This window comes from Aquimonas sp., assembly GCF_044377145.1.
In the GTDB taxonomy this organism is placed as follows: Bacteria; Pseudomonadota; Gammaproteobacteria; order Xanthomonadales; family Xanthomonadaceae; genus Aquimonas.
Window position 1 is genome coordinate 1 of sequence record NZ_JBILJQ010000053.1, and the last position, 25,222, is coordinate 25,222.

The 25,222-nt window shown below is 67.5% G+C and carries 21 protein-coding genes; 9 read left to right on the plus strand and 12 right to left on the minus strand.

All coding sequences use genetic code 11. The features are described 5' to 3' along the window. Nucleotides 1–60: 60 nt before the first annotated feature. Nucleotides 61–1,419: a hypothetical protein gene (locus tag ACIQ7H_RS15270; protein ID WP_395793010.1), complete on the minus strand. Its 1,359-nt coding sequence runs from the start codon at nt 1,417–1,419 to the stop codon at nt 61–63. 498 nt (nt 1,420–1,917) lie between these two features. Here ACIQ7H_RS15270 and ACIQ7H_RS15275 point away from each other — a divergent pair, with 498 nt between their 5' ends. The 4 genes from ACIQ7H_RS15275 (at nt 1,918) to ACIQ7H_RS15290 (ending at nt 6,299) form a co-directional block, all read left to right on the plus strand. Then, complete coding sequence (locus ACIQ7H_RS15275) at nt 1,918–2,754, plus strand: diguanylate cyclase domain-containing protein (protein WP_395793012.1); 837 nt, start codon at nt 1,918–1,920, stop codon at nt 2,752–2,754. 24 nt (nt 2,755–2,778) lie between these two features. Continuing rightward, nucleotides 2,779–3,444 (plus strand): hypothetical protein, encoded by a 666-nt coding sequence (locus ACIQ7H_RS15280; protein WP_395793014.1) that lies wholly within the window; start codon nt 2,779–2,781, stop codon nt 3,442–3,444. A 106-nt stretch (nt 3,445–3,550) separates the two neighbouring features. Beyond that, nucleotides 3,551–4,696, plus strand: a complete 1,146-nt coding sequence (locus tag ACIQ7H_RS15285) for a helix-turn-helix domain-containing protein (protein ID WP_395793016.1) — start codon at nt 3,551–3,553, stop codon at nt 4,694–4,696. 82 nt (nt 4,697–4,778) lie between these two features. Continuing rightward, the gene (locus tag ACIQ7H_RS15290) at nt 4,779–6,299 is read left to right on the plus strand and encodes a S41 family peptidase (protein ID WP_395793018.1); all 1,521 of its coding nucleotides are present in this window, start codon (nt 4,779–4,781) and stop codon (nt 6,297–6,299) included. Between the two features lie 116 nt (nt 6,300–6,415). Here the strand turns inward: ACIQ7H_RS15290 and ACIQ7H_RS15295 are convergent, their stop codons facing one another. Together ACIQ7H_RS15295 and ACIQ7H_RS15300 are read right to left on the minus strand one after the other, a co-directional pair. Continuing rightward, nucleotides 6,416–9,460, minus strand: coding sequence for a diguanylate cyclase (locus tag ACIQ7H_RS15295; RefSeq protein ID WP_395793020.1), 3,045 nt, complete (start codon nt 9,458–9,460; stop codon nt 6,416–6,418). A gap of 255 nt (nt 9,461–9,715) precedes the next feature. Further along, nucleotides 9,716–10,936, minus strand: a complete 1,221-nt coding sequence (locus ACIQ7H_RS15300) for a dipeptidase (protein WP_395793022.1) — start codon at nt 10,934–10,936, stop codon at nt 9,716–9,718. Nucleotides 10,937–11,067: 131 nt separating this feature from the next. Between ACIQ7H_RS15300 and ACIQ7H_RS15305 the strand changes: the two genes are divergently transcribed. Then, nucleotides 11,068–11,562, plus strand: a complete 495-nt coding sequence (locus ACIQ7H_RS15305; protein ID WP_395793024.1) for a YciI family protein — start codon at nt 11,068–11,070, stop codon at nt 11,560–11,562. Nucleotides 11,563–11,686: 124 nt separating this feature from the next. Beyond that, complete coding sequence (locus ACIQ7H_RS15310; protein WP_395793026.1) at nt 11,687–11,812, plus strand: hypothetical protein; 126 nt, start codon at nt 11,687–11,689, stop codon at nt 11,810–11,812. A 44-nt stretch (nt 11,813–11,856) separates the two neighbouring features. Here ACIQ7H_RS15310 and ACIQ7H_RS15315 read toward each other — a convergent pair whose 3' ends face one another. The 7 genes from ACIQ7H_RS15315 to ACIQ7H_RS15345 form a co-directional block, all read right to left on the minus strand. Beyond that, the gene (locus ACIQ7H_RS15315; RefSeq protein WP_395793028.1) at nt 11,857–12,177 is read right to left on the minus strand and encodes a ThuA domain-containing protein; all 321 of its coding nucleotides are present in this window, start codon (nt 12,175–12,177) and stop codon (nt 11,857–11,859) included. 120 nt (nt 12,178–12,297) lie between these two features. After that, nucleotides 12,298–13,197, minus strand: coding sequence for a hypothetical protein (locus ACIQ7H_RS15320; protein WP_395793030.1), 900 nt, complete (start codon nt 13,195–13,197; stop codon nt 12,298–12,300). Nucleotides 13,198–13,437: 240 nt separating this feature from the next. Continuing rightward, nucleotides 13,438–14,301 (minus strand): class I SAM-dependent methyltransferase, encoded by an 864-nt coding sequence (locus ACIQ7H_RS15325; RefSeq protein WP_395793032.1) that lies wholly within the window; start codon nt 14,299–14,301, stop codon nt 13,438–13,440. Nucleotides 14,302–14,379: 78 nt separating this feature from the next. Next, on the minus strand, nt 14,380–14,541 hold the full coding sequence (locus ACIQ7H_RS15330) for a hypothetical protein (RefSeq protein ID WP_395793034.1): 162 nt from the start codon (nt 14,539–14,541) through the stop codon (nt 14,380–14,382). A gap of 88 nt (nt 14,542–14,629) precedes the next feature. Further along, entirely contained in the window at nt 14,630–16,042 is a 1,413-nt protein-coding gene (locus ACIQ7H_RS15335; RefSeq protein ID WP_395793036.1) for a right-handed parallel beta-helix repeat-containing protein, read from the minus strand. Between the two features lie 77 nt (nt 16,043–16,119). Continuing rightward, entirely contained in the window at nt 16,120–16,419 is a 300-nt protein-coding gene (locus ACIQ7H_RS15340; RefSeq protein ID WP_395793038.1) for a DUF1653 domain-containing protein, read from the minus strand. An 83-nt stretch (nt 16,420–16,502) separates the two neighbouring features. Continuing rightward, the gene (locus ACIQ7H_RS15345; protein WP_395793040.1) at nt 16,503–18,545 is read right to left on the minus strand and encodes a putative bifunctional diguanylate cyclase/phosphodiesterase; all 2,043 of its coding nucleotides are present in this window, start codon (nt 18,543–18,545) and stop codon (nt 16,503–16,505) included. A gap of 651 nt (nt 18,546–19,196) precedes the next feature. Between ACIQ7H_RS15345 and ACIQ7H_RS15350 the strand changes: the two genes are divergently transcribed. Beyond that, nucleotides 19,197–21,608: a pectinesterase family protein gene (locus ACIQ7H_RS15350; RefSeq protein WP_395793042.1), complete on the plus strand. Its 2,412-nt coding sequence runs from the start codon at nt 19,197–19,199 to the stop codon at nt 21,606–21,608. Nucleotides 21,609–21,894: 286 nt separating this feature from the next. Beyond that, nucleotides 21,895–22,176 (plus strand): hypothetical protein, encoded by a 282-nt coding sequence (locus ACIQ7H_RS15355; RefSeq protein ID WP_395793044.1) that lies wholly within the window; start codon nt 21,895–21,897, stop codon nt 22,174–22,176. A gap of 99 nt (nt 22,177–22,275) precedes the next feature. Here ACIQ7H_RS15355 and ACIQ7H_RS15360 read toward each other — a convergent pair whose 3' ends face one another. Further along, on the minus strand, nt 22,276–23,016 hold the full coding sequence (locus ACIQ7H_RS15360) for a hypothetical protein (RefSeq protein ID WP_395793046.1): 741 nt from the start codon (nt 23,014–23,016) through the stop codon (nt 22,276–22,278). A 458-nt stretch (nt 23,017–23,474) separates the two neighbouring features. Between ACIQ7H_RS15360 and ACIQ7H_RS15365 the strand changes: the two genes are divergently transcribed. After that, nucleotides 23,475–24,227 (plus strand): class I SAM-dependent methyltransferase, encoded by a 753-nt coding sequence (locus ACIQ7H_RS15365; protein WP_395793048.1) that lies wholly within the window; start codon nt 23,475–23,477, stop codon nt 24,225–24,227. Nucleotides 24,228–24,300: 73 nt separating this feature from the next. On the opposite strand, the gene ACIQ7H_RS15370 is transcribed toward ACIQ7H_RS15365, so the two are convergent. Next, entirely contained in the window at nt 24,301–25,098 is a 798-nt protein-coding gene (locus ACIQ7H_RS15370) for an RcnB family protein (RefSeq protein WP_395793050.1), read from the minus strand. Nucleotides 25,099–25,222 lie beyond the last annotated feature (124 nt).

A 25,222-nucleotide genomic window follows, 5' to 3' on the forward strand; every position in this document is an offset into this window, starting at 1 on the left:
AACCGGGACATCGACAGCTTGCTGCCGATCGAGGGCTGGGCGCCGATCTGCAACTGAGGCTCAGCACGGCGAGTGGGGAAGCGGTAGGTGGCTTGGGCGGACGCATACGTTGTTCCAGCTGTGGTGGGGCGTCTGCACGGTCGAGCTGATCTGCAGCAGCGGATTGCCCTGGCGCAGAACAAACTCGCGCAGCTCCCACAGCGGGTTGAGTGCGTTCTCGTTGCTGCGCACCTGGTTGATCGCGCTGCGGTTGGGCTTGTTGGGGGCGGCGTTGGCGCTGGTGAACTGGTCGGTGATGGCCTGCAGGGCGGTGTTGTAGGCCGGGCTGCCGAGCACCAGATTGCCGAGGTTGTCCCACTGCTGCCCATAGCTGCGCACGGCCGCACAGCCGCGGATCGGCACGCCGTATTCGAGGATCACGGTGAAGCGCGTGGTCGAGCAGCCGCCCGCGCTGTTGCGATTGACCACGCCGAACACGAAGCGGCCTTCGCCCGCATTGCTGCTGCCGTAGACGCTGTTGCCGCGCAGGTCGACGCGGTTGACGATCGCCAGCAGCCGGAACGGCGACTGGTTCAAATCGAGCTTGCCCGCGATGCGTGGCCAGCTGTTCAGCACCAGCGGGCCGATGTTTGGACGTGCGGGTACCGGAAAGGTATTGAGGGTGTTGTTGACCTGCCAGGTACGCACCCAGCGTTCGACGAAATCGGACGGATCAACGCCGGTCAGCGGCGTGTTGGCCATGTTGCTCATCAGGGTCTTGAAGGTCCAGGCCCCGTTGGGATTGCCGACATTGCCGCAGATGTCGAAGGTGCGACCGGGGTCGTTGACCACCGGCGGCGCGGTGATCATCAGTTCGCGCGCGGGGTCGACAAAGCTGAGCGGCAGGACGATCACATCGCGTGGAATCCGGAACGGCAGCGATTCGATCCGTGCGCGTTCGACAATCGCCGGATCGAGAAAGCCGAAGCGCTCGTGGCCGAGCAGTTCGCGGCCGCTGAACACGGGCGACTTCTCTTCGCGACTCTCTTTGATCAGGGCCTCGCGCTGCTGCTGCTCGCGCACGAACAGGTCGAAATCGAAGTCGATCATGCCGCTGAAGCGGGTGGGGTCGTTCGGGTCGCGCTTCAGGACATGTTTGCGGCGTTCGGCGTTGAGAACGATCTCGTCGCCCAAGCCCTCACGTTGTTCGAAGCTCAGGCTGAGCAGGGCATTGCCTTCAGCAATGCCGGCGCGCTCCAGCGGGGTCAGCTCGATGGCGATCGGTGCTGGTACGGTGGCGAACTGGTCCGCGACCACAGCGGGTGCGGTGGCGGCATGGCTGGGTGGGGCAAGCCCGAAACCGATCAGACCGAGGCTGCCGAGAATTCCCGCGCTCAGAAGACGGCGGACGAGGTGGCGGGGTTGGTGTGCACTTCGCATGACTATCACTCCTGCGGAAGATGGGAGAGGGTGTCACCCGTCGCTGGGCGGGTGATCTCAGGGCACCCATCCGGCGCGACTGAGAACCGCCAGCTGTACGCCTGCAAAACGGTTCTGTCGATACGACCTGTCAGATGGGGCAGGTGTCAAAGTTGGAACTGATTGAAATACTGCTGTTTTTTTCGAGTGCGCGTGAGCGCGGATCTGCTGCAGCCTCGCGCAGGCTGCGCCAAACAAGCCTCTGTTTGGCCGCGCGCTGCCAGCCACATCGCGCCCTCGCACGGGCTGCAGCTGCCGGAGGGCAAGTGGCCGAATGGACTGGAATCAATGTGGCCTACCGTACAGATGACCGGCTGCGACACTGGCTAGTCTCCGTGCATCGGCGTGCCCAAGTGGCCGCTCCGCGCATAGCTCGTCGATCTGACTTCCGGGCTGGATGGCCGCAATCCCCGGCGAGCCTCTTTCACGATTCAGATCAGAGCAGCCCCGCGAACCTCCATGTCTACAACCCGAGACACGAAGCCGACACCCGCAACCGCGTCCCTGGATACGGCTCTGCAGGAAACCCGGCAGGTCGAGCAGTTGCTGCGTGAATGCGGAAACGGCTTGGCTGAGGTGAACGCGGGTCTCAAGCTTTGTGCGGCCGAGCAACAGATCGCGGTCTACGTGCAGGGCGCCCTGCTGAAGAACGAGGCGATCGAAGAGAAGGTGGCCGTGATCACCGGCAAGGTCGAGGCGGTGGAGAGCGCGCTGAATGGCCAGATCCGCAACCGCCGCATGATCGAGCACCAGTTGGCGGCCGCCGTCGAGCAGGAGACTGCAGCACGGCAACTCGCATTGCACGACGCACTGACCGGTCTGCCCAACCGCGCCCTGCTGGTCGATCGCCTCGGGCACGAATTGGCGCAGGCGCAGCGGCAGGGCTGGGCGGTCGCGGTGATGTTCATCGACCTCGACGGCTTCAAGTGGATCAACGATCGGCTTGGGCACGCGACCGGTGATCGGGTGCTGCAGATCGTCGCTCAGCGCCTGACCGAGAACAGCCGCAGCGTCGACACGGTCAGTCGCTTCGGCGGCGACGAGTTCGTGTTCCTGCTGATCGACGTCAAGCGTCACACCGATGTCGCCAAGGTCGCGCAGAAGCTGCTGGATGCGTTGCGCGCGCCGCCGCCCAAGGGTGAGGACGAACCGATACCGGTTCCGGAGATTCGCGCCAGCATCGGTATCGCCCTGTTTCCGCAGCACGCCGATACCGCGGACGCACTTCTCGCTTCAGCCGACCGGGCGATGTATCAGGCCAAGCGCAGTGGGTCCGGCTTTGCCTTCGCCAGTTGATGCCTGCCGCAAGGACATCGTGCAATGAGCCTGCATGACTTCATCACCGCCCATCGCGCCGAACTGATCGAATCCTGCCGGCTCAAGGCGGCCCAGCGGCGCGCACAGGCCTGGGTGCCCGCGCATGCACAGGGCGTGTCCGGGTTTCTCGATCAGCTGGTTGGGGTTCTGTCGCGCCTGCCCGCGGCGGCCGGGTTGGATCAGTCCCCCGCTGGGGTGGCCTCGGCGCAAACCGAGATCATCCGGACCGCAGCAAGCCATGGCGCCTTCCTGCTGAGCCACGGCTACAGCATCGACCAGGTCGTGCACGAGTATGGCGACGTCTGCCAGTCGATCACTGGCGCCGCGATCACGCTGGGCGTGCGCCTCACCACCGACGAGTTCAGGATCCTCAACCGTTGCCTCGACGATGCTATTGCCGAGGCGGTCACTGCGCACAGCGCGCTTGGGGTGAGGCAGGCGATTGACCGCGAGCGGCACCTGGCCTCGCGCTTGGAAGTCCTCGCCGACGACTGTGAGCGCGTGGCCATGATCGCGGTGCAGGCGCACGCGGCCATCATGACGGGGAAGGTTGGAATGTCCGGCGCCACCGGCGCCCTGTTGGGGCATTCGCTGAACGAGCTGCTCTTTCTTGCCGAGCAAGCGCGGCTGCCCGCAGACGACGCGAGGCTGCGCGCCGAGAAGGAATGATTACGGCTTGATGGTGGGGATCAGAGACTGACCCGCACCGGTCAGCCGCGGCACACTGGCGGCCTTGCCCCTGTGTCGACCGAGCACCCCGTATGCGTGGCCATCCGTGAGCATCGCCTTCGGGCCCTGGAGCACCACCCTCGCGATCGGCGCCGGTTTCGGACTGGCGGTCGCCGGCCTGCTGGCTGCAACCCGCAGCAACACGGTCGCCAATCGTCTGCTGGCGCTGCTGTTGCTGGTCTTCGTGCTGAAGCTGCTGCCCTATGTGCTCGGTTTCGCCGGCTTCTACGACGCCTATCCCTGGCTGTCATTCGCACCGTTCGAGCTCGGCTTCGCGATCGGGCCGCTGCTGCATCTGCATGTGTACCGGCTCAGCGCCGACCGCCTGCCGCGCGGCTGGGCCTGGCATCTGCTGCCGGCGGCGCTGCAGTTCGGCTACCGCGCGCTGATGTTCGCGCAGCCCTTGGCGACCAAGAACGCCTGGAACGACAGCGTGCATCGCGACTGGATCGACCCTGCTGAGACTTTCCTCGGCCTCGTCTCGTTCGCGATCTACCTGTGGCTCGCCCTGCGCGCCTATCGCGGCTATCAGCACTGGCTCGACACCCAGCTCAGCAACCGCGAGGAGTTTCGCCTGCTGTGGCTGCGCCGGGTGCTGCTCGCGTTCGCCCTGGCCTGGCCGGTGTGGGCGCTGTACGAGCTGCTGAGCTACAGCATCGACTTCAACTACTTCCAGCGCTTCCCGCTGTATGTCTGCTTCACCCTGCTGGTGTTCTACCTGGGGCTGGAGGGCTGGCGACATGCGGACACGCGCTATCCACAACTCGATGCGCTGCCCCCAGCGTCGCCGTTGGCAACGCGGATGTCTGACGTCGCATCGGCGGACCTGCCCGTCCGTGACTGGCATGCACAGGGCCAAGCCTGGCTGGCGCGGACGGTCGAGGCGGGCTGGTGGCGCGACCCCGACTTGAGTCTGGATCGGCTGGCGCGGCATCTCGGTACCAATACCGCCTATCTGTCGCGGGCGTTCAACGAGGGTCTTGGCGTGAGCTTCAATGCGGCGATCAATCGGCTGCGGGTCGATGCCGTCTGCCGGCAGCTGCGCGAATCGGCCGCGGGCGATCTGCTGCAGCTGGCGTTCGAGGCGGGCTTCAGTTCGAAGTCCAGCTTCAACCGCTGCTTCAAGGCGCAGATCGGGCAGACCCCGACGCAGTACCGTGAAGCGGCCCTCACGGCAGGTGCCAGATCATAAAAAGCCGAGGAATTTCAGCGCTGGAGCGCCGGTGCAGACGGGCGCCGGCAGGGTGGCGGCGTCCTCACACGCTGGAGTCAATATGTTTCGATCTGCCCGCATCGTCCGCTGCGCCCTCGGCATCTGCCTGCTGCTGCCGGTGCTGGCGTTCGCACAGCCCATCCCCGCGCCCGCGCCTTTGAGCGCGGCCGAGGCCCAGCGCGAGCTGCGCATTCTCAAGCGAGGACTGAGTGAGCTGCATCCCGGCCTGTTCCGCTACCTGACGCCGGCCGAGTTCGAGGCCGAGTTCGCCCGCGCCGACGCCGAGGTCGCCGCAGGCAGCGATGCGCAGGCGATGTACCTGATCACCACCCGCATTGCTGCGGCGGTGCGCTGTGGCCACACCTGGACCAACCCGCTGAACCAGGGCCCGGCGTTGCAGGCGCAGTTGGCGGCCCTGCCGGCATTGCCGCTGCGCCTGCGGGTTGTCGAGAGCCGCCTGCTGGTCACCGCCAGCGCTGATCCCGCCGTGCCCGCGAATGCGGAGCTGCTGGCGGTAGATGGCCGCAGCGCGGGCGCGCTGATCGCCGAGTTCATGCCCTACCTGCGCGCTGATGCAGACAGCGACGGCAAGCGTCTGAGCCAGCTGGAGACTCACTCCAGCGGCGGCGCGATGGATCGCTTGCTGCCGCTGCTGTATCCACCCGCGCTAACCGGCTACCGACTGCAGCTGCGCACGCACGAGGGTCGTCTGCTTGAGGTCCGCGTGCCCGGCCGGCCGGTGGCCGAACGCGAGGCTGTGTTGGCCGCGGCCGGCAGCGCGCCCGAGCGCGAGGACTGGCGGCTGGAGATCGATGGCGATACCGCGGTGATGAGCCTGTCGACCTTCGCGTTCTGGAACGACACATTCGACTGGCGCGGGTTTCTGGACGACGGCTTCCGAACCCTGGCCGAGCAGCGCGTGACCGCGCTGGTGCTGGATCTGCGCCAGAACGAAGGCGGCAGCGATGCGATCGGAGATGCCCTGCTGGCGCGGCTGCTGACTGCGCCCTACACCAAGCCGGCGACACGGTCGGAGTCCGCCTACGAGCGCGTGCCGTACGCGCTGGCGCGCTATCTGGACACCTGGGATTTCGACTTCTTCGACCGCACCGGCAAGGTGGTACGGGGTGGAGGCCGCAACTGGCAGTTGCCTTGGACGCCTGCGCGGGTCGTTGAGCCGGTAGCGCAGCCCTACCGCGGTGCGGTGGTCGCCCTGATCGGGCCGCGCATGAGTTCGGCCGGCTATCTGATTGCGCGCGATCTCAAGGCCAGCGGCGCCGCAACTCTGATCGGCCAGCGTACCGGCGGCAATCTGCGTGGCTTGAACGGCGGCCAGCTGGCCTGGCTGCGGCTGCCGCACTCACAGGCGAGCATCGACATTCCGCTGCTGGCCAGTTTTGTCGAGGGTGCACCGCGCGATGGCGGCGTTGACCCGGACATCGAAGTGCGGACACGGCTGGAGGATGTCGCCGCCGGAATCGATCCGGATCGCGTCGCGGCGCGGCGCTGGTTGGACCAGCACCGCGCCGGCAGAGGTGGGCCGAATCAGTCCAACCCTGAGGGCTCGATCGGCGGCATGTAGTCGAGCGGAATGCAGAAGAATCCGTGCTGGGTGTACCGAAGATCCCACAGCTGGCCGTTCTCGTCCTGGAAGATCAGCGCATCCGCGGGGGCGCTCGCAAACGCAAGCGCACGGCGCTAGACCGGCAGCTCCAGAATCCCGCGCGCTGCCTCGGTGGCTCCGCCGCCGATGAAGTTCAGCTCGCTGCTCTGTTCGAGCGCGGACTCACTTTCGCGCAGCAGGGCCAGCACCCGCCCGGCGTTCACTCCGGCCTTGGCCTGATACGCGCCCCAGCCGTTGCGGCCTCCACGCTTGACCCGATACAGCGCGCTGTCGGCCAGTTCCAGCAGGTGCTCCCAGTGCAGGCTGTCGTCACCGCCCTGCAGCAGCGGGTACTGGCACAGGCCGAGTGAACAGGTCAGGCGTAGCGGCTTGGCGGCGCCGATGTCGAACGGATAGGCCGCGATCGCCGAGCGCAGGCGTTCGCCCAGCACCGGCAAAAAGGCCAGCGGCATCGGCCGGAACACCAGCACGAACTCCTCGCCACCCCAGCGTGCGACGTAGTCGCCGGTGCGGACCTGACCCAGCAGAACTTCGGCGAACTGCTGCAGCACGCGATCGCCGACCGCGTGGCCGTAGGTATCGTTGATGCTCTTGAAGTGGTCGATGTCGGCCAGCGCGAACAGCAGCACCCGCGGATGCGGCGTCGGCGCACTGAGCTCGCGGGCATAGAAGGCGATGTCTTTCGGTATCTGCGCGGCCAGATAGCGGCGGTTGCGAAGGCCCGTCAGCGGGTCGGTCTGAGTCGCCTCGTGCAGGCGCTGATTGGCCTCGGCGAGGTCGAGCGTGCGCTGCTGCACCAGCGCCTCCAGCCGCATGGCGCTCTGCCGGTAGCGGCGCCGCTGCAGTCGGTAGCCGGCGAGACCGAGCAGGCCGACGCCTGCGGCGAGCAGGGCGACGAACCAGCCGGTCTCGCGGAACTTCGGCTCGATCCGGAATTCAAGCGTGGCCGGCGGGCTCCATTGATCCGCCGCTGTGGAGCCCTGCACCTCGAAGCGGTAGTTGCCGCCCGGCAGGTTGGTATAGCCGGTGACCCGCTGACCGGCTTCGTCGGGTTCACGCCAGTCGTCGTGGTAACCGAGCAGGCGGTAGCGGAAGCCGATGCTGCGCGGCTCGTAGAAGCTGATCGCGGTGAACTCGAAGGCGAGGTCGCGCGCGTCCACAGGCAAGGACATCAACTGGCCGGGCTGCAGCGGGCGCCATTCGTTGTCGATCCGCACGCGCTCGATCAGGGTGGTGGGGGGCGCATCGGGCATGCGCGCGTCCTGGGTGTCGAGCGCGACCAGGCCGTCGCGGCTGGGTGCCCACAAGGTGCGTCCGCGCTGCAGGCCCTTGCTGTTGCCGGCGCCGTTGCAGCAGAACCCCTTCTGGCCGCCGCGGCGGTCGCCGCGTTCGTTCAGCAACATCTCGCCGCGCACGCGGCTGCTGCGGCCATCAACGAGGGCCTGCAGGTCGCTCAGCGGCACCCTGCCGATGCCGCGGATGCCGGCCACCCACAGGTAGTTTTCGTCATGGGCCAGAAAGAACGGGGCGTTGCCGGGCATGCCTTGGGCCTTGCCTAGCAGGTGCCAGCGTCCAGCGCTGAACACATACAGCAACTCCGAAAGCGAGCCCGCCACCAGATCGCCATTGGCCAGTTCGTGCAGCACGGTGATGTCCAGCGCCGGCGGCATGCCCAGATCGGCAGCGAAGGGCAGGGCGCGGTCGTCGCGGATTTCATACAGACCGGCCTGGGTGCCCATCAGCAGGCGGCCGTCCTGGGTGGGCAACAGAAAGCGCACGCGCGGGTCGCTCATCCCTTCGGCTTCGCCGATCCGGATAACCCGTTCGCCGTCGTCACGGAACGCGCCGCTGCTGGTGGCCAGCCACAGGCGATCACCGGCATCGCGAACGATGCCATTGATCTGCAGCGCGGCCAGCGGCTCGAAGCGCGCCGGCGTACTGAGCGCGCCGTCCTCCAGCACGGCCAGGCCATAGCGCGTACCGATCCACAGCCGGTCGCCCTCGGCCCGCAACGAGTAGGCACTCGGATGCGGCAGGGCGCCGCCCTCGATCACCTGGGTGAAGCGACCGTTCTCGAATCGAACCAGACCGGCGTCGCTGCCGACCCAGAGCGCGCCGCCGTCGGCTTCTGCGACCGACCACAGCAGTGGGGTCTTCAGGCCCTGGCGCTCGCTGTAGCGGCGGGTCCAGCCATTGCGCAGGCGGGTCACGCCGCTCCACTGGCTGCCCAGCCACAGATTGGCTTCGCGATCCTCGAACAATGAGCGGATCGACAGTCCCGAACCTTCGCGCACCACGCGCTCGAAGCTGCCGTCGCTGCGCAGCCGGGTGAGGTGGGCCAGCTCGGCGATCCAGTGGTTGCCATCGCGGTCCAGCAGCATCGCCTCGATCGGCGTGTGCGAAAGCCCGGCGGTGCCGGCGTATCGCTGCCAGCGGCCATCGATCAGCACAAACAGCCCCTCACTGGTGCCGGCCCACAGACTGCCGTTGGCGCGCAACAGGGCGCGGGTGGCGGTGTTGCGGGCATCGGCCGGAAACACAATGAAGCGCAATGCTGCATCGGGCTGGCGCAGGTAGACCCCGCCGACGCTGCCGATCCACAGATCGGGGCCCTCGACCAGCAGCGCGCGCGCCGGGCGCTCCAGCTGCACGTAGGGATACAGCAGATCATTCTCCACGGCATGCACGGTGCTGCCCGCCGCGGCGAGCACAACGCCCTGTGCAGTGCGTGCGAGCGCGAGGATGTTCGGCGCGGTGTTGGCATCCGCTGCCACCGGCACTGCGACGAAACGATCGGTGCGCCAGCGCGCGAGGCCCTTGTAGGTGCCGACCCAGAGATTGCCGGCGTCGTCCGTCAGCAGCGCGTTGATATAGGTGCCCGGCAAGCCCGGGGCGTTCTCCGGCGTATAGGCGGTGAAGCGATGACCATCGAAGCGCGCCAGCCCCGCCTGGGTGCCGACCCACAGATAGCCCTGCGAGTCCTGGCTCATCGCCAGCGCGCTGATCTGCGGCAGCCCTTCCTCGATGCTCCAGGTGTTGCTGACGAAGTTGTGAAACTCCTTCGACGTGTCCAGGGCGTGCGCGGCAACACCCAGCAGCGCGCCGACGATCAGCAGCACAGCGCGCAGAGCCCAACAGACGTTCAGGCGCGTTGACGCACCACGGCCGCCGACAGCTGCGGGCCGCCGTGACCGATGAGCACGACTGTCGGATGCCGCACGGTCTGACGATGACCATGGAGCTTGCGAAGGTAGACGGGCGATCACGATCTCGATACGGGGGGGCGGGATGCAAAGCGCCTATGCATGCCGCATGCCCGCAAGCCGCGATCAGGGTGAATCTGTGAGCGCCAACGCGCTGGCGGCTGAACGGACTCAGCGCGCCGCGGCCGCCTGTGCCGCGCGCAGCACGCGCAGGATGTTGCCGCCCCACAGCTTGCGGATCTGATCCTCGCTATAGCCGCGCTGCATCAGCTCGCGGGTGACGTTCATGGTTTCGGCGGCGTTGTCCCAGCCGACCACGCCACCGCCGCCGTCGAAGTCGGAGGCGATGCCGACATGCTCGACGCCGATCAGCTCAACCGCGTAGTCGATGTGGTCGACAAAGGCACCCAGGCCGACGTCGCTGTACTTCGCCCGCAGCGCGAGCACGCCAGCGTTGTAGGCGGCGACATCGGCATCGGTGGCGGCATCCCAGCCCTGGCCGATATGGGTGGCTCGCAGTTCGGCGATGCCGGCGGCCACTTCCGGTGCGAGGGCCGCCACATAGGAGCGGAACGCGACCATCTGCGCGACGCCGCCGTTGTCGCGGATCGCCTGCAGCTGTTCGTCATCGAGATTGCGCAGGTTCTCGTAGCGACCGGAGGCGCCCGAGTGCGAGGCGATCACCGGAGCGCGCGACAGCCGGGTCGCCTCCAGCATCGAGCGCTTGCCGACGTGGGACACATCCACCAGGATCGCGTTGTCGTTCAGCGCCTGAACCAGTGCGCGGCCAAGCTCGGTGAGGCCGGCATCATCCTCGCTGTCGCCGAGCGCCGGGTTGGGGTTCGAGCTGCCGCCGAACTGGTTGTGGCCCATGTGGGTGAGCCCGACATAGCGCACGCCGCGCTGTGCCCACAGCGCCACTGCAGCGACGCTCTCGCCGAGCGGGTAGGCGTTCTCCATGCCGATCAGGGCGACCTTGCGGCCGCTGGCGTGGATCGCTTCGACCTCGTCGGCGCTGCGCGCCAAGGCGATCTGGTCCGGGTAGGCGTCGATCGCGCGGCTGATCGCCCGATAGCTGTCTTCGGCACTGGCGGCGGCCTTGGCATAGCCTTCGGCATCGCGCGCGCCCTGGCCGGTGAACACGATCAGGAACATCGCATCGAGCCCGCCGGCGCGCATCTTCGGCAGGTCCACCTGGGCGCGGGTGAAGCGGCCGGGGTCCAGGTTTTCAGTGGCGTAGCCGCGGCCGATGTCGACGTGGGTGTCGAGCGTGAGCACGCGCGCATGCAGGGCTTTGGCCTCGGCTTCGCCGACCTCGCGCGGGCTGCGTTCGGCAGCGGCTGAAGCGGCAGCGAGCAGCAGGGCGGTACAGGCAAGCAGGCGATAGAACATGGGCAGGGCACCGCGTGGCAGAAGTCAGCCCGCAGTGTCGGCAGCTGCGGCGCGAAGGTCCAGCGTCAGAAGTCCTGCCGTGCTCGCGCTGCTACGCTGCAGGCTCCAGTGATTCACAGCGGAGCATCGACATGCGAACACTCGCCCTGGGCCTCGTCGCTGTGTGCAGCCTGCTGATCGCGCCCAGCGCGCCGTCGGCCGAGTCCGACACGCCGGTCGAGGGTTCAACCGAGCCCGCGTTTGATGCAGCGCTGGCGCAGCGGCTCGGCGCCGATGAGCGCGGCATGCGTGCCTATGTGCTGGTGATCCTGAAGACGGGGCCCAATCGCATGCCGGACGGCGAGGCGCGCAGCGCCATGTTTGCTGGCCACTTCGCCAACATGGAGCGGCTGTCGAAGGCGGGCAAGCTGGCGCTGGCTGGGCCCTTCATGCCGAGCGATGCAGGTTGGCGTGGCCTGTTCGTGTTTGCGGTCAAGGATGTCGAGGAAGCGCGTGCGCTGACTGAAACCGATCCAGTGATCGTCAACGGTGAAATGGTCGCCGAGTACCACCCCTGGTACGGCTCGGCGGCGCTGATGCAGGTGCCGGCCATCCACGCCCAGCTGCAGCCGCCGAAGTCCGATTGAGGGGCGTTCTGTCCGACAAGCCGCGCTGCGGCGCCGGCTTACGCCGGCCTGTGACAAGTTTCCGTTGGCTGAAGTAGACGCATGGGCGTTTCGCTGCTTGGCGACGCGGCCTGAGTGCGCCTTGATGCCCGCCTCGCCCGCCTACGGCCGGATCAAGCCGGTGATCGATCCGGTGTTGCCGATCCGCGAGCAGCCGCGCGCGTTCGCGGTGATGCGCGCGCGTGGTCCAAGGGCAAGCTGGTGCCGGTGAACCGAGCGGGGGCGTGTGCTTTTGGCGAACAGCGCAGCGCCGGATCAACGGCCGCGCGCGGTCGGCTCGAACGCCGCTTCCTGCTCGGCGTTCAGCACATCGCCAGTGGTGCTGAGCCAGACCATCGCATCGACGCCCGCAAGTGTTGCGGGGCTGAACACGCTTGCGTCTTCGCTGGCCTTGCAGCACCTGGCCTCCTGCGCGGACATCGCTTGCAGCATCTGGATGCCGGCGGCGATCGAATCGTGCCAAAAGCCGGCCTCTTTCGAGAACGCCAGCAGCTGCGGCGCTGAGCCCGCATAGGCCGGTGCGCTCAGTGCGCAGCTGATGAACAGTATCGCCAGTGAGGGGGCCAAGCGATGCATGGGGCGGAAGACGACCCCGGCCGCGCGGTCCTGTCCGAATCCGTGGTCTTTGCAGATCAGCTGGCGGCGGGCCCGCAGCGTCGCTGGTTCGAGCGAGGCTGCAGGCCGTACCGGTGCCGGTCAGCCTTCGACCTGGGCCAGATCCTCGTCCTCGCGACTGAGCTCGCGCTCCCAGCCCTGCACGGCATCCTTGCTGTACCAGCGGCCTTCGATCAGGACCAGATCCTGTTCGCTGGCGATGGGGGCGTCGAACACCGTTACCGTGGTGCGGATACGGGCGCTGTCACCGGCGATCTCCAGCACTTCCACCCGGGTGGTGGCGGCGATGGCATCCACATCGATGCCGTAGATCAGCAGCGCCTGCTTGACCGAGCCCAGCATCGTGCTGGCGCGGTCGAGGGTCTGTTCCAGCGACAGCGACATCAGCTGATCGAGATCGCGAATACCGGTGCTGCGGGCGCCGTCCGACAACACAGTCAGCGCGTTGCGCATCGATTCGACGCTGAAGAAATCGGTGGCGATGATCCAGCGCTCCAGCCCCGGTAGGGCGCTGCGGATCGCCGCGCGCTGGCTGTCGCTCAAGTCAGAGTCGGGAGACGTGGCGGCGATGTTCAGCGCGCCCAAGCCCATCAGGATCATGCCCTCGGACTGCACCGCGTGCTTGGTCAGCTTGGGTTCGATCTCGGCCATCAGGGTGTCGACCGCATCCGGATCGATCAGCTTGGCGATGCCCTCGGCGAACTCGGCGCGCTGCTCGGCGGTGACCGGCTGCAGTCGGCGCAGCTCGTGCTTGTCGCGCAGCTGCTGATAGTGCAGCGGCGGAACCATCGCCTGCACCAGCGCGGTGAGGTTGTTGGTGCGCAGCAGCTGGACCAGCTCAGTGACCTGGCGTGCTGGGTCGGGTGTTGACTGGGCGGCGGCCTGCGCTTGGGCGATCAGGGCGGTCTGCGCGGGCAGGGTCATCGGCGCCAGGCTCAGGCCGGCCAGCAGCAGGGACGAAAACAGGATCGTGGTCTTCATGTGGCGTGTTCCTTACGCTCGGGCGGGATTGCGGAGTTAGTGTTGTAGATAACTACAACACCACGCAGTGCCAGAGGTCATGGGGCACCCGAAGGCTGAGCCCGTGGTGTCTGTGCGGGAAATCGCCGGAAAGCCCGATGCCAAACAGCTCGGAGGTAGCGTCAACGCGCTGGCGGTCGCATTCGCGACTCGGCGATCCAGCCTCTCCGCGACGTCTCGGCAGCTCCGCCAGCCGTTGGTTCAGCGCCTTGGCGCACGCAGCGGTGCTTTCACCGCCAGCACCCCATCCATCGCCAGCGTGGTCGTGAAGCCCGCCTTCTGCAGCCGCTTGCTGACCTCGCTCGGCACGTCGCGGCCGCTGGTGAGCTTGTTCGGACTGCCGGTGTAGTGGAACAGCCTGCCGCCCGGCCGCAGCACCCGCGCCAGTTGGTCGTAGAAGGTCTGCGAATACAGCTCGCCGGCGATGCCGAAGCGCGGCGGGTCGTGCAGGATCGCGTCGACCGAGGCATCGGCCAGACCCGTAATCGCCTGCGCCACATCGGCGTGCTCAAGGCTGAAGCGCCCGATGGCATCGGCGTCGTCGACATCCGGCGACCACGGGTTCAGCCGGCGCAGCCACAGCACGTCGGCGTTCTTCTCGAACGAGATCAGCCGCGCGACGCCACCGGCCAGACACCAGGCGGCGAAATAGCCGAGGCCGCCGCAGGTGTCGAGCACCACTTTGTCGCGCGGCGCGATCAGCTCGACCTTGCGGCGGGCGTCATCGAACGGCGACACCTGGGCGGTGGGCAGCATCTTGATGCCGTCGATCTCGAAGGTCGGCGGGCCCCAGTCGGTCGGCACCAGTTTGATCAGGGCACCGCTGTAGCGCGATACGGCGACGAAGGCGCTGCCGTCGAAGCGATAGATCGTGCGGTCCTTCAGCGGCGGCGGGTAGGGATAGCGGCCGCCGTCGACGATCCAGTGCCCCGGCTCGATTGCGACGCTGCATTGCGAGCGGCCGAGGTCGAGCGAGCCGCTCCACTGCGTCTGTGCGGCCGCGCGCGCGGCGAGCAATGCTTGCGCGCTCGCCTGGGTCAAAAGTGGGCCGGACAATCTGCTCAAACGCGGCGCTCCGCAGCGGGGGCCGGCGACGTTAGCAGAGCGCGCAACTTGGCGCGCGCCATGCGCCTGCGACAGTCGCTACGGCGAGAGGATCATCCACAGCCCGGCCACGATCAGGCCGCCGGCAAGCATGCCCCAGGCGGCGGACTTCAGCCGCTGGGGGTCGGTGTTGGCGAGCGCGGCCCACAGCGAAACCGCCAGCAGGCCGACCAGCATCAGTAGGACGATCAGTCGAAGCATGGTGTTCTCCTCCCGGCGGAACGGCTGCAGGACGCGGCGGCCCGTCGCAGGTGACCGGCTGCAGCTGCGCGTGGTCGGATCAGCATGCTCAGGGTGACTGCCAGGCGCCGATGCTGGGCAGCGGCCGGAAGCAGCTGCCGCCGAGGTCACCCAGCGGCTGCGCGTAGGCCAGACCCGACTGCGCGGCAGGGCTGGTGCTGCCGGGGCGGTAGTCCGGCGCACTGATCTGCGGATTCAGCCCGACCACGCTGGCGCTGACCGTCCCGGGCAAACCTGGCTGCGACTGTGCAGGTGTATCAATGGCGAAGAACAGGTTGTTGCGCCAGACGAAGCTGGCGGAATCGGTGTTGGCGCCGACATTGACCTCGGCCGGAGTGACCACCGCGCGACGGAACTGGAACAGGTTGTTCTGCAGCAGGCCGTTGCGACTCGTCTCGAAGCTGAACCCGCCTTGGGTCGTGGTTTCCTGCAGGATCCGCAGCAGCCAGCGGCCGGGGTCGATCACGGTGTTGTGCGCCGCCGTGCAGCCAGCACAGCCGACGAAAGCGAATGGCGTCTGCCCGCCGACGAAGAGATTGGCGATCACCCGGATGTCGCGCGCCTCGGCATTCGGCGCGGAGGTCGACAGCGGCGGGCGGAAGAACTCGAAGCCGGTCGATCCGCCCATGTTGACCCCGCGCAGTCCGCCGTCGTTGAAGCGATTGCCGCGGATCTCGATGTCGACGCTGCCACCCTTGGCCTGCACGCCGCTGGAGCCCATCTCGCTGAGCCGGTTGCCGTAGACGAGGCCCCGATGCGCGCCGACGAAATCGATCCCGCTGCCGCTGTCGCCGCAGCGCGCGAAGTCGCTGTCCAGAATGTGGAAATCGTTCAAGCCTGAAATCTTCAGGCAATCCTGGTTGCCGCTGCTGCCGATGTCGCGGATGTCGACCCGCTCAACTGCGACGTAACGGGCGGCCTCGGCATCGGCGTAGTCGCCGCCGTCATCGATATTGATGCCGTTGGCGCTGGCGCCGCTGACCGCGAGGTCGTGCAGCACCAGATAGCGCGGCCGCGACAGCTGCAGGCCCGTGCTGCCGCCCTGCAGCAGCGGTCGCGCCTCGCCGGGCGCGCCACCGATCCAGATCGGCGCCGTCGATGTGCCGCGCAGGTTGTTCGCGAAGAGGCCGCCGGGATAGGTGCCGGCATGGATCACCACGGCCGCGCCAGGCACGACGGCCTGCAGTGCGCGGGCCGGAGTGGCAAAGGGATTGGCCTGCGAGCCGTTGCCGCTGCTGTCATTGCCGCTGGTGGCGACATGGATGCGCAAGGTTGGCGCAAGCCCACTGGCGAAGTGGACCGGCGCAGCACACGCGCTGGCCGAAGCCTCGAAGCCATTGGCGAACAGGGCTGCGCCGGGTGTGCCTGAGTGCGCAGGCGACGCCAGGCCCAGCAAAAGGCCAGAGAGCGCGCCCGTGAAGATCTGAGTGAGGTTCCGCGTCAACCCGCGCTGGATCGCCATGCGCCTGCTCCTGAACGATTGTCGGGCGCAAGCCTGACACCCGCGGCGGGGGCTCGTCCATTCGCTCGCTTCGGTTCTCAGTCGAGTGCATTCGAGCCGATGGCACCGGCCTCGGCGCTGGAATCAGCGTCGGCATCGGCCGCGACGGCGTCGGCCAGGCGTGCAAACCGCGGCAAGGTCCGGCCGTTGCGCTCAACGGTCTCGAAGAACATCGAGTACGGTCGCACCCACAGCCCGCGCTCGCCGTAGAGCGCGCGATAGATCACCTGCAGCTCCAGCGTCTCGCTGCTGCGCGCGAAGCCGGTGACTTCGTACTCGCCGCCCTTGAAATGGCGGTAGCGGCCGAGCAGGGTTGGATCGGGTTGCGGGTGCGACATGGGGACTCCTTGAGCCTGCTGGTGAAGCGTGGCTCGGCTGCGTCGAGCGTCGCGAGTTCCGCGGTAGTCGTCCGTGCTGCCGATCATGCCGTCGGGGGTTCGGCTTGCTTCAGCAGCCGGGCGCTGAACTCGGCCACCGACAGCGGCGGGGCGAACAGAAATCCCTGGTAGTGCTCGATGCCCTGTCCAACGATCCAGGCCAGTTGTTCGGGCGTCTCGACGCCCTCGGCCACGGCCTTCAGGTGCATCAGTCGGCACAGCTGCACGATCAGTTCGGTCAGGGCGCCGTTATCGGCCAAGCCCTGGATGAAGCTGCGGTCGATCTTCAGCGCATGGATCGGGTAGCGGCGCAGATAGGCGAGGTTGGAATAGCCGGTACCGAAATCGTCCAGCGCGATCGACAGCCCCAGCGCGGCGATCGCACGCAAGGTGGCCAGCGGACGCTCGTCGCTGCCGAGCAGCATCGATTCAGTGATCTCGATCTGCAGGCCGGCCGGATCGCAGCCGCTGTCGGCGAGTGAGGCCGCCAGATCCTCGACCACGCCGGGCTCCGAGAACTCGCGTGGCGACATGTTGACCGCCACCAGCAGATCAAACCCGGCGGCCGACCACTCGGCGCGCTGGCGGGCGGCCGCGCGGAACACCAGGCGGCCGAGTTCCCGGATCAGGCCGAGGCGCTCGCAGACGGGAATGAACTCGGCCGGCAGCACCATCCCGCGCTGCGGGTGGCGCCAGCGCACCAGAGCCTCGGCGCCGACGATGCGCTGATCGGACGCACGCACCAGGGGCTGGAAGAAGACCTCGAAGGCCCGCGTGGCCACGGCCTCGCGCAGGTCGTTCTCGAGTTCGGTGCGGGCGTGCAGGGCGGCGCTCATGGTCGCGCGATAGAACACCAGCGCATTGCGGCCGGCTTCCTTGGCCGCGTGCAGGGCGAGATCGGCGCTGCGCAGCAGGCTCTCGAAATCCTCGCCGTCGCGCGGATAGACCGCGGCGCCGAGCGATGCGGCCACCCGGAAGCTGCTGTCGCGGACCAGAATCGGCGGCGCCGACAATCCATGGCAGATGCGCGCCCGCAGGTGCCGCACGGCGGAATCGATGTCGGTGGCGCTGAGCAGGATCAGGAACTCATCGCCGCCCAGGTGCGCGACCAGATCGTCGCTGCGCACCGCCGCGCGCAGGCGCTGGCTGACTTCGACCAGCAGCTCGTCGCCGGCAGCGTGACCGAGCGTGTCATTGATGATCTTGAAGTCGTCGAGGTCGATCAGCAGCAGGGCGGTCGAGCGCTGCAGTCCGTGTTGGCTCTGCACGACCCGGGCGAAATGCTGGCGCAGACAGCTGCGGTTGGGCAGGCCGGTCAGCGGATCGTGCAGGGCCAGGAAACTGGCCTGAGCTTCGCTGTGCTTGAGCTGGGTGACGTCGGCCTCACTGACCAGCCAGGCGGCATCGCCGGTGACCGCATCGCGGCAGCTGCGCGCGGAAAGTTCGTGCCAGCGCTCACCGCGACTGGTGTGTACCGGCAGGTTGAGCGTCGCTTGGCCGCAGCGATCCAGTTCACTGATCAGCTGATCGAACACGCTGGCGTCGCCGACCCGCTGCGGCAGGGTTTCGGCGACGTCGCGCACTGCGTCGCGGGCCGCGGGATTGCGGTACAGCGGGCGGCCCCGATTGTCGTACAGGGTAATCATCACCGCGGTGTGCAGCAGGGCTTCGACCGAGCGCAGCGAGTCGGGTGTGTCGGTGTTGGCGCGCTGGCCCTCGCACAGCATCGCCATCCGGCCACCGTCGATCCGATGGCCGCGGAAGCTGATGTTGAGCGACACCGGCTGTCCCTCCGGGTACAGCGTCCACTGCTCATTGAACACCGCATCGTGGCTGCGGAAGTCGCTCTGGTACTGGGACAGTCGCTGCGCGACCGACTCCGACATGTCGACACCCATGTCGCGCGCCTGCAGCTGTTCGAGCGTAGCCGCGTCCCAGATCTTCAGCGCGGCCCGATTGGCCCAGTGGATGCGCTTGCGGTCGATGTCGAACACCCACAGCGGCTGGCTGACCAGGTCCAGTGCGGCATAGCTCCGGATGTCGCCGGGCGGATCTGTCGCGGGTGCAGCCTCGGACGGTTTGCTCACGCCGGGGTTTCGCACGGCACGATCGAGCAGTCGATTCGCCGCAGCAGGCGGGCACACCGTGGTCGTCGATCCGTTCGGGGCTGCAACAGGGTTTCGGCCATGGTGAACAGATGGGCTCCAGATTGGTGTGGGTGGCATGTGAGCTGCGGCTTCAAGCGCTGGGCCGGGCGACGGGCGGCGCCTCCGAGGCGTCAAACGGCCGTCCAAGGTTCGTGAAAGGTTAGCGCAGCTGGGCGGCGTTGCGCGGGCTCTGGCTGACAACCACGATGATCCCGTGGGCCAGAAAACACCCCAGAATCGTGTTGCAACGCACATTGACACCGGTAGTCATCGCGTTCAGCCTCGCCTTCGCTGTCCCGCTTCCTTCCACTTTCGGAGAGTGGCTCCGCCCCTCGGGGCCGATTCGTGGAAGGGTCCGATCGCCCACGCAGCGGCTTCGGACAAGGTCCGCAGGCGGTAATCGCTGTCGTTGGCCGCCGAGCAAGCGCCGGCGCCGCAGCGCTGCTGGCGGGCGGCGAACAGCGATCAACTCGTGCGCGCGTGCGGCAAGCGATGACACCGGTTACTGCAGACCGCGCAAGATTGATTTCGGTCCGCCGGCTGCGCCCGCTGCGAATCGGATTCGCCCCCACTGTCCCCTGGAGACGCCCCATGCTGCAGCTGAAAACCCTCTCGATACAGGGCTTTACCGCCGGCCGGACGCTGCTGCTGATGTTGTGCGCGCTGGCGCCGAGTGCGCCCGTCAGCGCCGGCGGCAATCTGCCTTTCAGCGAAGATTTCGATGCAGCAACCTCGGCGAGCTTTCGCACCGCCGGCTATCGGGCGCTGCCGAATGCCCCCGCCACGCCGATGTACCACGCCCTCGGCGGCGCCAGCGCGATCACGATCGTCGACGGCGCGCTGAACTTCGTCGGCGCGCGTTTCAGCATCGGCAATACCCAGCCGACCGTGGTCAGCACGCCGAGCACGGCGCCGCCGGGCATCTTCGACCTGTCGCAGCAGTACACGGTGTCGTTCTGCGTGCTGAGCGCCAGCGGCAGCGGCAACCTGCAGGTGTATGTCGACAACAACACCACTGGCCAGGCCAACTCGCCGCTGGGCGGTGCCTCGCGCATCTTCAACGGAGCGGTCGCGAGCCTGCCGACTCGCGGTGTGGTGGCGATCACTTCCACCGTCGGCACCGCGAACTCCTTCCTCTACCTGCGCACTGAAAGCGGCGCCACGGTGGCGCTGGACAACTTCCGCGTCGATGCCGGCGGCAGCGCCGGCGCGACCTGCCCGAGCCCGGGTGTGGCCAGCATCGATCTCGACCCAGCTGCGTTGAGCTGGACCGCGCAGGCCGGCTCGGCTGCGTACGTGGTCAACGTCACGGCACTGCAGGCGGATGGCGAGCCCGATACGTTTGGCGTGGTGTCGAGCGCACCCGCTGTGGTCGGGGTGAGCGTCAACGGCAACGCCGTATCGCTGAGCCCCTTGAGCGCGGGCACGGCCGATGTGGTGTTCACCAGCGGATCGGACCCGGCGGTCAGCGCAACTCTGGTCGCCACGGTGCTGGCCGAGCCAACCCAGACCTACAACCTCATCGGGGTCGCGCAGCCGGCGGCTAATGCGGTCGACGTGCACGCCGATACGCGGCTGCGGCTGCTGTTCGACGGCCCACCGCAGCTCGGCAGCGGCGGCAGCGCGCGGCTGTATCGGGCCAGCGACGACGCCTTGGTCGACACCTTGCCGCTCGGCGCCGATGTCGATGTGCTCGGCTACCCCGGCCAGGACCGCGTGCGCGTGGTCAACCGCAGCGCCTTCGCAGTCAACGGCAACACCCTGACCCTGTTCCCGCACAGCCATGCGCTGGCTTATTCCACCGAGTACTACGTGGTGATCGACAACGGCGTCGTCACCGGCGCCGCATTGAATGGCACGCCCTTCGTCGGCATGGGCCGCAATGCCGGCTGGCGCTTCACCACCCGAGCTGCGCCAGTGGCGTCGACGAGTCTGCGCGTCGATGACGATGGCGCCGCCGATTTCCGCACCGTGCAGCGTGCGATCGACTTCGCTGTGGCGAGCTTCGGGCCCGCCGAACCGGTTCGGATCGATATCGCCAACGGTGTCTACGACGAACTGCTGTACCTGCGCGGCAAGTCGAACCTGAGCCTGCGCGGCGAGAGCCGCGACGGCGTGGTGATCCGGTACCGGAACTCGGAAGCGCGCAATGCCGGCTCCGGCACCAGCCGCACGCCCGGCCCGGGGCCGGCCAATGGCGGCCGCAGCGTGTTCCTGATCGAGAACGCCGACCTGCTGCGGCTGGAGCGGTTGAGCCTGCGCAACACCACCCTGCGTTCACCCGCCGCCAGCCAGGCCGAGACGATCTACTTCAACAGCGGCGACGGCAGCCATCGCCTGATCGCAGATGACGCGGCCTTCTACAGTGAGCAGGACACGGTGCAGCTGAAGGCCTACGCCTGGTTCCATCAGTGCCTGATCGAAGGCAATGTCGATTTCATCTGGGGCGGCAACAAGGTCAGCCTGTTCGAAGACAGTGAGATCCGCAGCGTCGGTGACACCAGCAATGCCAGCAACGGTGGCTACGTGCTGCAGGCGCGCACCGCGTTAGCCAGCGACAAGGGCTTCGTGTTCCTGAACAGCCGCCTGACCCGCGGCCCCGGGCCGGGCCCGCAGGCCGGCAATGTGCCCGATGGCGCCACCTACCTGGCCCGCAGCGGCGGCAGCGCGGGCTACTTCGACAACATCGTGTTCGTGAACACGGCGATGGACGCCCACGTCGCCGCGGTCGGTTGGGCCGGCGCAGGCGTCAACGGCCAGCCCGCGCCGAACCCGGCGGTGCCGACCGCGACCAGCGGCTGGCGCGAGTACGGCAGCACGGATCTCGCCGGTGCGCCGCTGGATCCCAGCACCCGCGTCGGCGGCTTCCCCCTGAGCGAAGCCGCAGTCGCCGCCGACTTCGCTACCCGCGCCCTGGTGTTCTCAGCCTATGCTGGCGGCAGCGGCTGGAACCCGCAGTCGGGTTTGACGGTGGCGGTGTTTGCGGATGGGTTTGAGGATTGAGGCTGGGGCGACAACAAGCTGCACGCAAAGATCTAAGGATGGATGCGCCGGGTTGATCCTCTACGTGGACCGCGCGCTGGAGCTTTGGCGGTGGGCTCGGCGTCTTTCGAGGTTGTTGGCGCAGTGTTTCCAGTCTCGACGCCAGCAGGCCAGCGCTCTGATCCGCGTGCTTTCGCATGTTCCATTCGAATGACAGCCCATCGATCGGAAACAGCGGGAGCATCCACTCATTTTGCGGGGCGATCCCACCGTCCCTGCTCCGAGGCCGTCATGCGCACTGGCGTCCTTGCTTCCCAGTCGACTCTGCTGTCGGGCGTGCTCGCACTGTCGGCCTGCAGCGCTCCGGAGGCGCCGCCCGCGCTCGATCTGGAGCGATCTGAAGGAGCTGATCCGGCGCAGCGCCGAATCGCATGCCCTGAAGCTGACCACGGTCGAGCTGCAGCAGCGCACCCTGGCCCTGCGCAGTCTGATCGACGGCATGGTGCTGAAACGGCTGCGCGACCCGGCGATTGACGCGCAACAAATGCGCAGCAGCCTGCACGTGATCTGCGCCAGCCTGCTGGCTTGAGTACGGGCGATCAGCCCGGGCATCGGCACGGCTGCGATCAGACCGCACCGCTCCCTGCGCAATCGCGATTGCAGGCCTACCCGCTGGCGCGCAGCCGATTCAATGCTCGAAGCCATCGGCGAACACCTGCGGCCGCGGCAGCACGGCGATCGCGCCCTGCCAGTCGCTGGCTTGGCCAGCACTCAGCGTCAGGCTGCTGGCGATTGCGCTGCCGCTGTTGCCCCTTGCGCTGGCGAAGGCGAGGCACAGTCCGCCACTGCTTGCACACACCGGTCCGATAACGCTGACATCGGACGCGGCAGCCAGGCTGCCCGGCGACTGCGTAAACGCGATCCCGGCGAACAGTGTTTGCGCGACGCCGGGCAGGGCAGGGCCAGTGGCCACGCTGGGCATCGTACCGCTGCCGCTTGCGACCCCGGCGGCCCGCAACGCGCGGTTCTCGTTGAGCAGATCGAGATAGCCGATGGCGATCACGCAGGCTTCGGTGCCGCTCGGCGCAGTGTCGAAGCGCAAGCGGATCTCATCGCCGGTGCCAAGCCCAGCGTTCAAGCTGGCGACCTGCAGCAGCACACTCGTGCTGTCATTGCGGCTGCGGCGCGCGCTCAGCGGCCGGTAGACGCTGCCGCGGCTGTCGCTGAGCTGCAGCCCGCTGGCGGTCACGGGAGCCAGCCTGATCGCCAGCAGCAGGGTCTGGCCGGCACTGACTGCCAGCGCGAGCTGGCGATTGCTATCCAAGCTGCCGCAGCCGGACGCGACCGCGCCGGTACTGGTCTGCGCATCTGCGCTCTGGAACCCTGCCAGCAGGGCCACCAGAAGGGCCGGAGCTCGACCTGGCTGCATGTGCACGGCGCCGTGCTACTGGTTCGCCAGCGTGCCGGTCGGCGCGCCGTTGGCCAGGTTGCCGGTATTGCGGTTGTTGCCGTAGGACAGGGATGTCGCCGCCCGCCGCGGTCTTGCTGATGGCGCCAGCAAAGGTTCTGCACGGAGCGGTGCGGCTGCAGGAGTTGGCATCGTGCCCGACGCCCGATACCCACGTGCGGGTGGGTTGGGCCTGGCCCGGCATCGGCAGCGACAGCAGGACCAGAAGGCAACAGAGCACAGGACGCAAAAGGCGCATGCGAGGGCTCCAGATCGGGTGGGTGCCGGGGTGCCCGGCGGATGCGTCGGGCCGCCTGTTTTGCGTGCAGGCATAGAGCAGTGCTGGACTTGCTCGCGCGAACACGATCCCGCGCTCACCCATGTATGCGAGCATCCCTCGCACGCCCTCATTCAAACCGCGGATTTCAGGGAGAACACCCATGCCTCAGTCGATCAGACAGCTCAAGCGCGGGCTGCAGCGTTCGCTCGCCGTGCGCGGCATGCGCGGAACGCTCGGCCACCTGCTGGCGAATCTGAGTGCCCGCCTGCGTGGCGCGCCGGCAGTGACGGAGGGCGATCCCGTCAGCGCGGCTGATCTGAGTGCCGACGCCGACTTCGATGCGCGCCACGGGGTCGACACTGGCGGGGTGATTCCGCAGAGCGCGCTGGACGTGGAGGCGCCCAACTGGGTGCACGGTTCGGCCTACGTGGCGACCGGGCCGGTCGATTTCGCTGCGGTGCTGGCGCCGTTCGCTCTCGATTACGCCACTACCAGTTTCGTCGATCTCGGCTGCGGCAAGGGCAGGGTGCTGCTGATGGCAGGGGTGTTGCCGTTCGCGCGCGTGGTCGGCGTCGAGTATTCGCCCCGACTCGCCGGCATCGCCCGCGACAACCTGCAGCGCTATCGCGGACCGCGTGCCGCGGAGGCGATCTCGGTCGAGATCTGCGATGCCACCTGCTTCGAATACCCACCGGGTGATCTGGTGGTCTTCATGTACCACCCCTTCGATGAAGTGATCATGCGCCAGGTGGTGCAGGCGCTGGTGGGCTTGACGCAGCTGCGGCGGCAGCGGGTGCTGGTGCTGTACTTCAAGCCGGTCTATGCAGCGGTTCTGGACGCTGCTGAGGGCTTCAAGCTGCGCCACGACTCGGCGCTGTACCGGGCCTACGAATCACCCGCTGCCTCGATCTGACCTGCAGCCAAACGCAAGCGGCTCCGGTCCGAGCGCTGGGATCGGTCCGGAGCCGCGCTTCACGCTGTCGGTTTCAGTAGAAGAACTCGTAGAGGATGTCGATGATCTCGCCGCTGCGGATTTCCACCAGCAGCAGATCACCATCGACACGCACCCAGCGGCAGCCGTAAGGGGGCGCTGACAGGCCGTAGGGTCGGTAGTCGACGTAGTAGTTGGCGATCAGAAACGCCAGTGGGATCTGATAGCCGACGCGCCAGCTGTAGCTGTGGTAACCGCGGGGATAGACGTAGCGAGCCGGCGCGCGATAGCGCGAACCTGACCATCCATGGCTCCAGCTGCGCCGCCAGTCGGGACGACGCCAATCGTCATGGCGTTGGCGGTCGTAGCGATCATGGTCGTAGTGACGGCGGTCGTATCGCGAACTGCCATAGAACTCCTGGCGGCGATCATCATCGCGATACTCGTTCCCGTAGCGGCGACCACCGTGGTTGCCCTGGCGGGCGCCGTAGTCGCGATCGTAGCGACCGTAGCTGCTCGGACGATCAGCACCGAAGCCGTGCGTCTGCTGGAAGGGTTGGGCGACCACCGCATTGTCGCGCCCGCGCGGCTCGCCTCGGCCGGCGCCACCGCTGTCCCGCGGCCACTCGCCGCGATCGGCGGGTCGCCGTTCATCGCCGCGCCCGCGTTCGAAAGACATCCGGTCACCACGGTCACCACGGTCATCGCCACGTTTGTCGCCCTGCGAATCACCGCGGCCAGAACTTTGCGCGCCGAAGTCGGCGCCGCGATCAGGACGGCCGTCGCGGGTTTGGGCCGTTGCAGCTGCCATCCCCATCAGCATCACCAGACCGGCTGCCAATACGCTTTTCATGTTGCCCTCGCTCAGGAGGTGAAGTCGGACCAACGGCCGACGCGTTGAGGTGCAGACTGCGATTGCCTGGCTGTATGGCAGATGGCCGAACCGGTGCGGCCATCACGTCGTTCAGCCAGCGCAA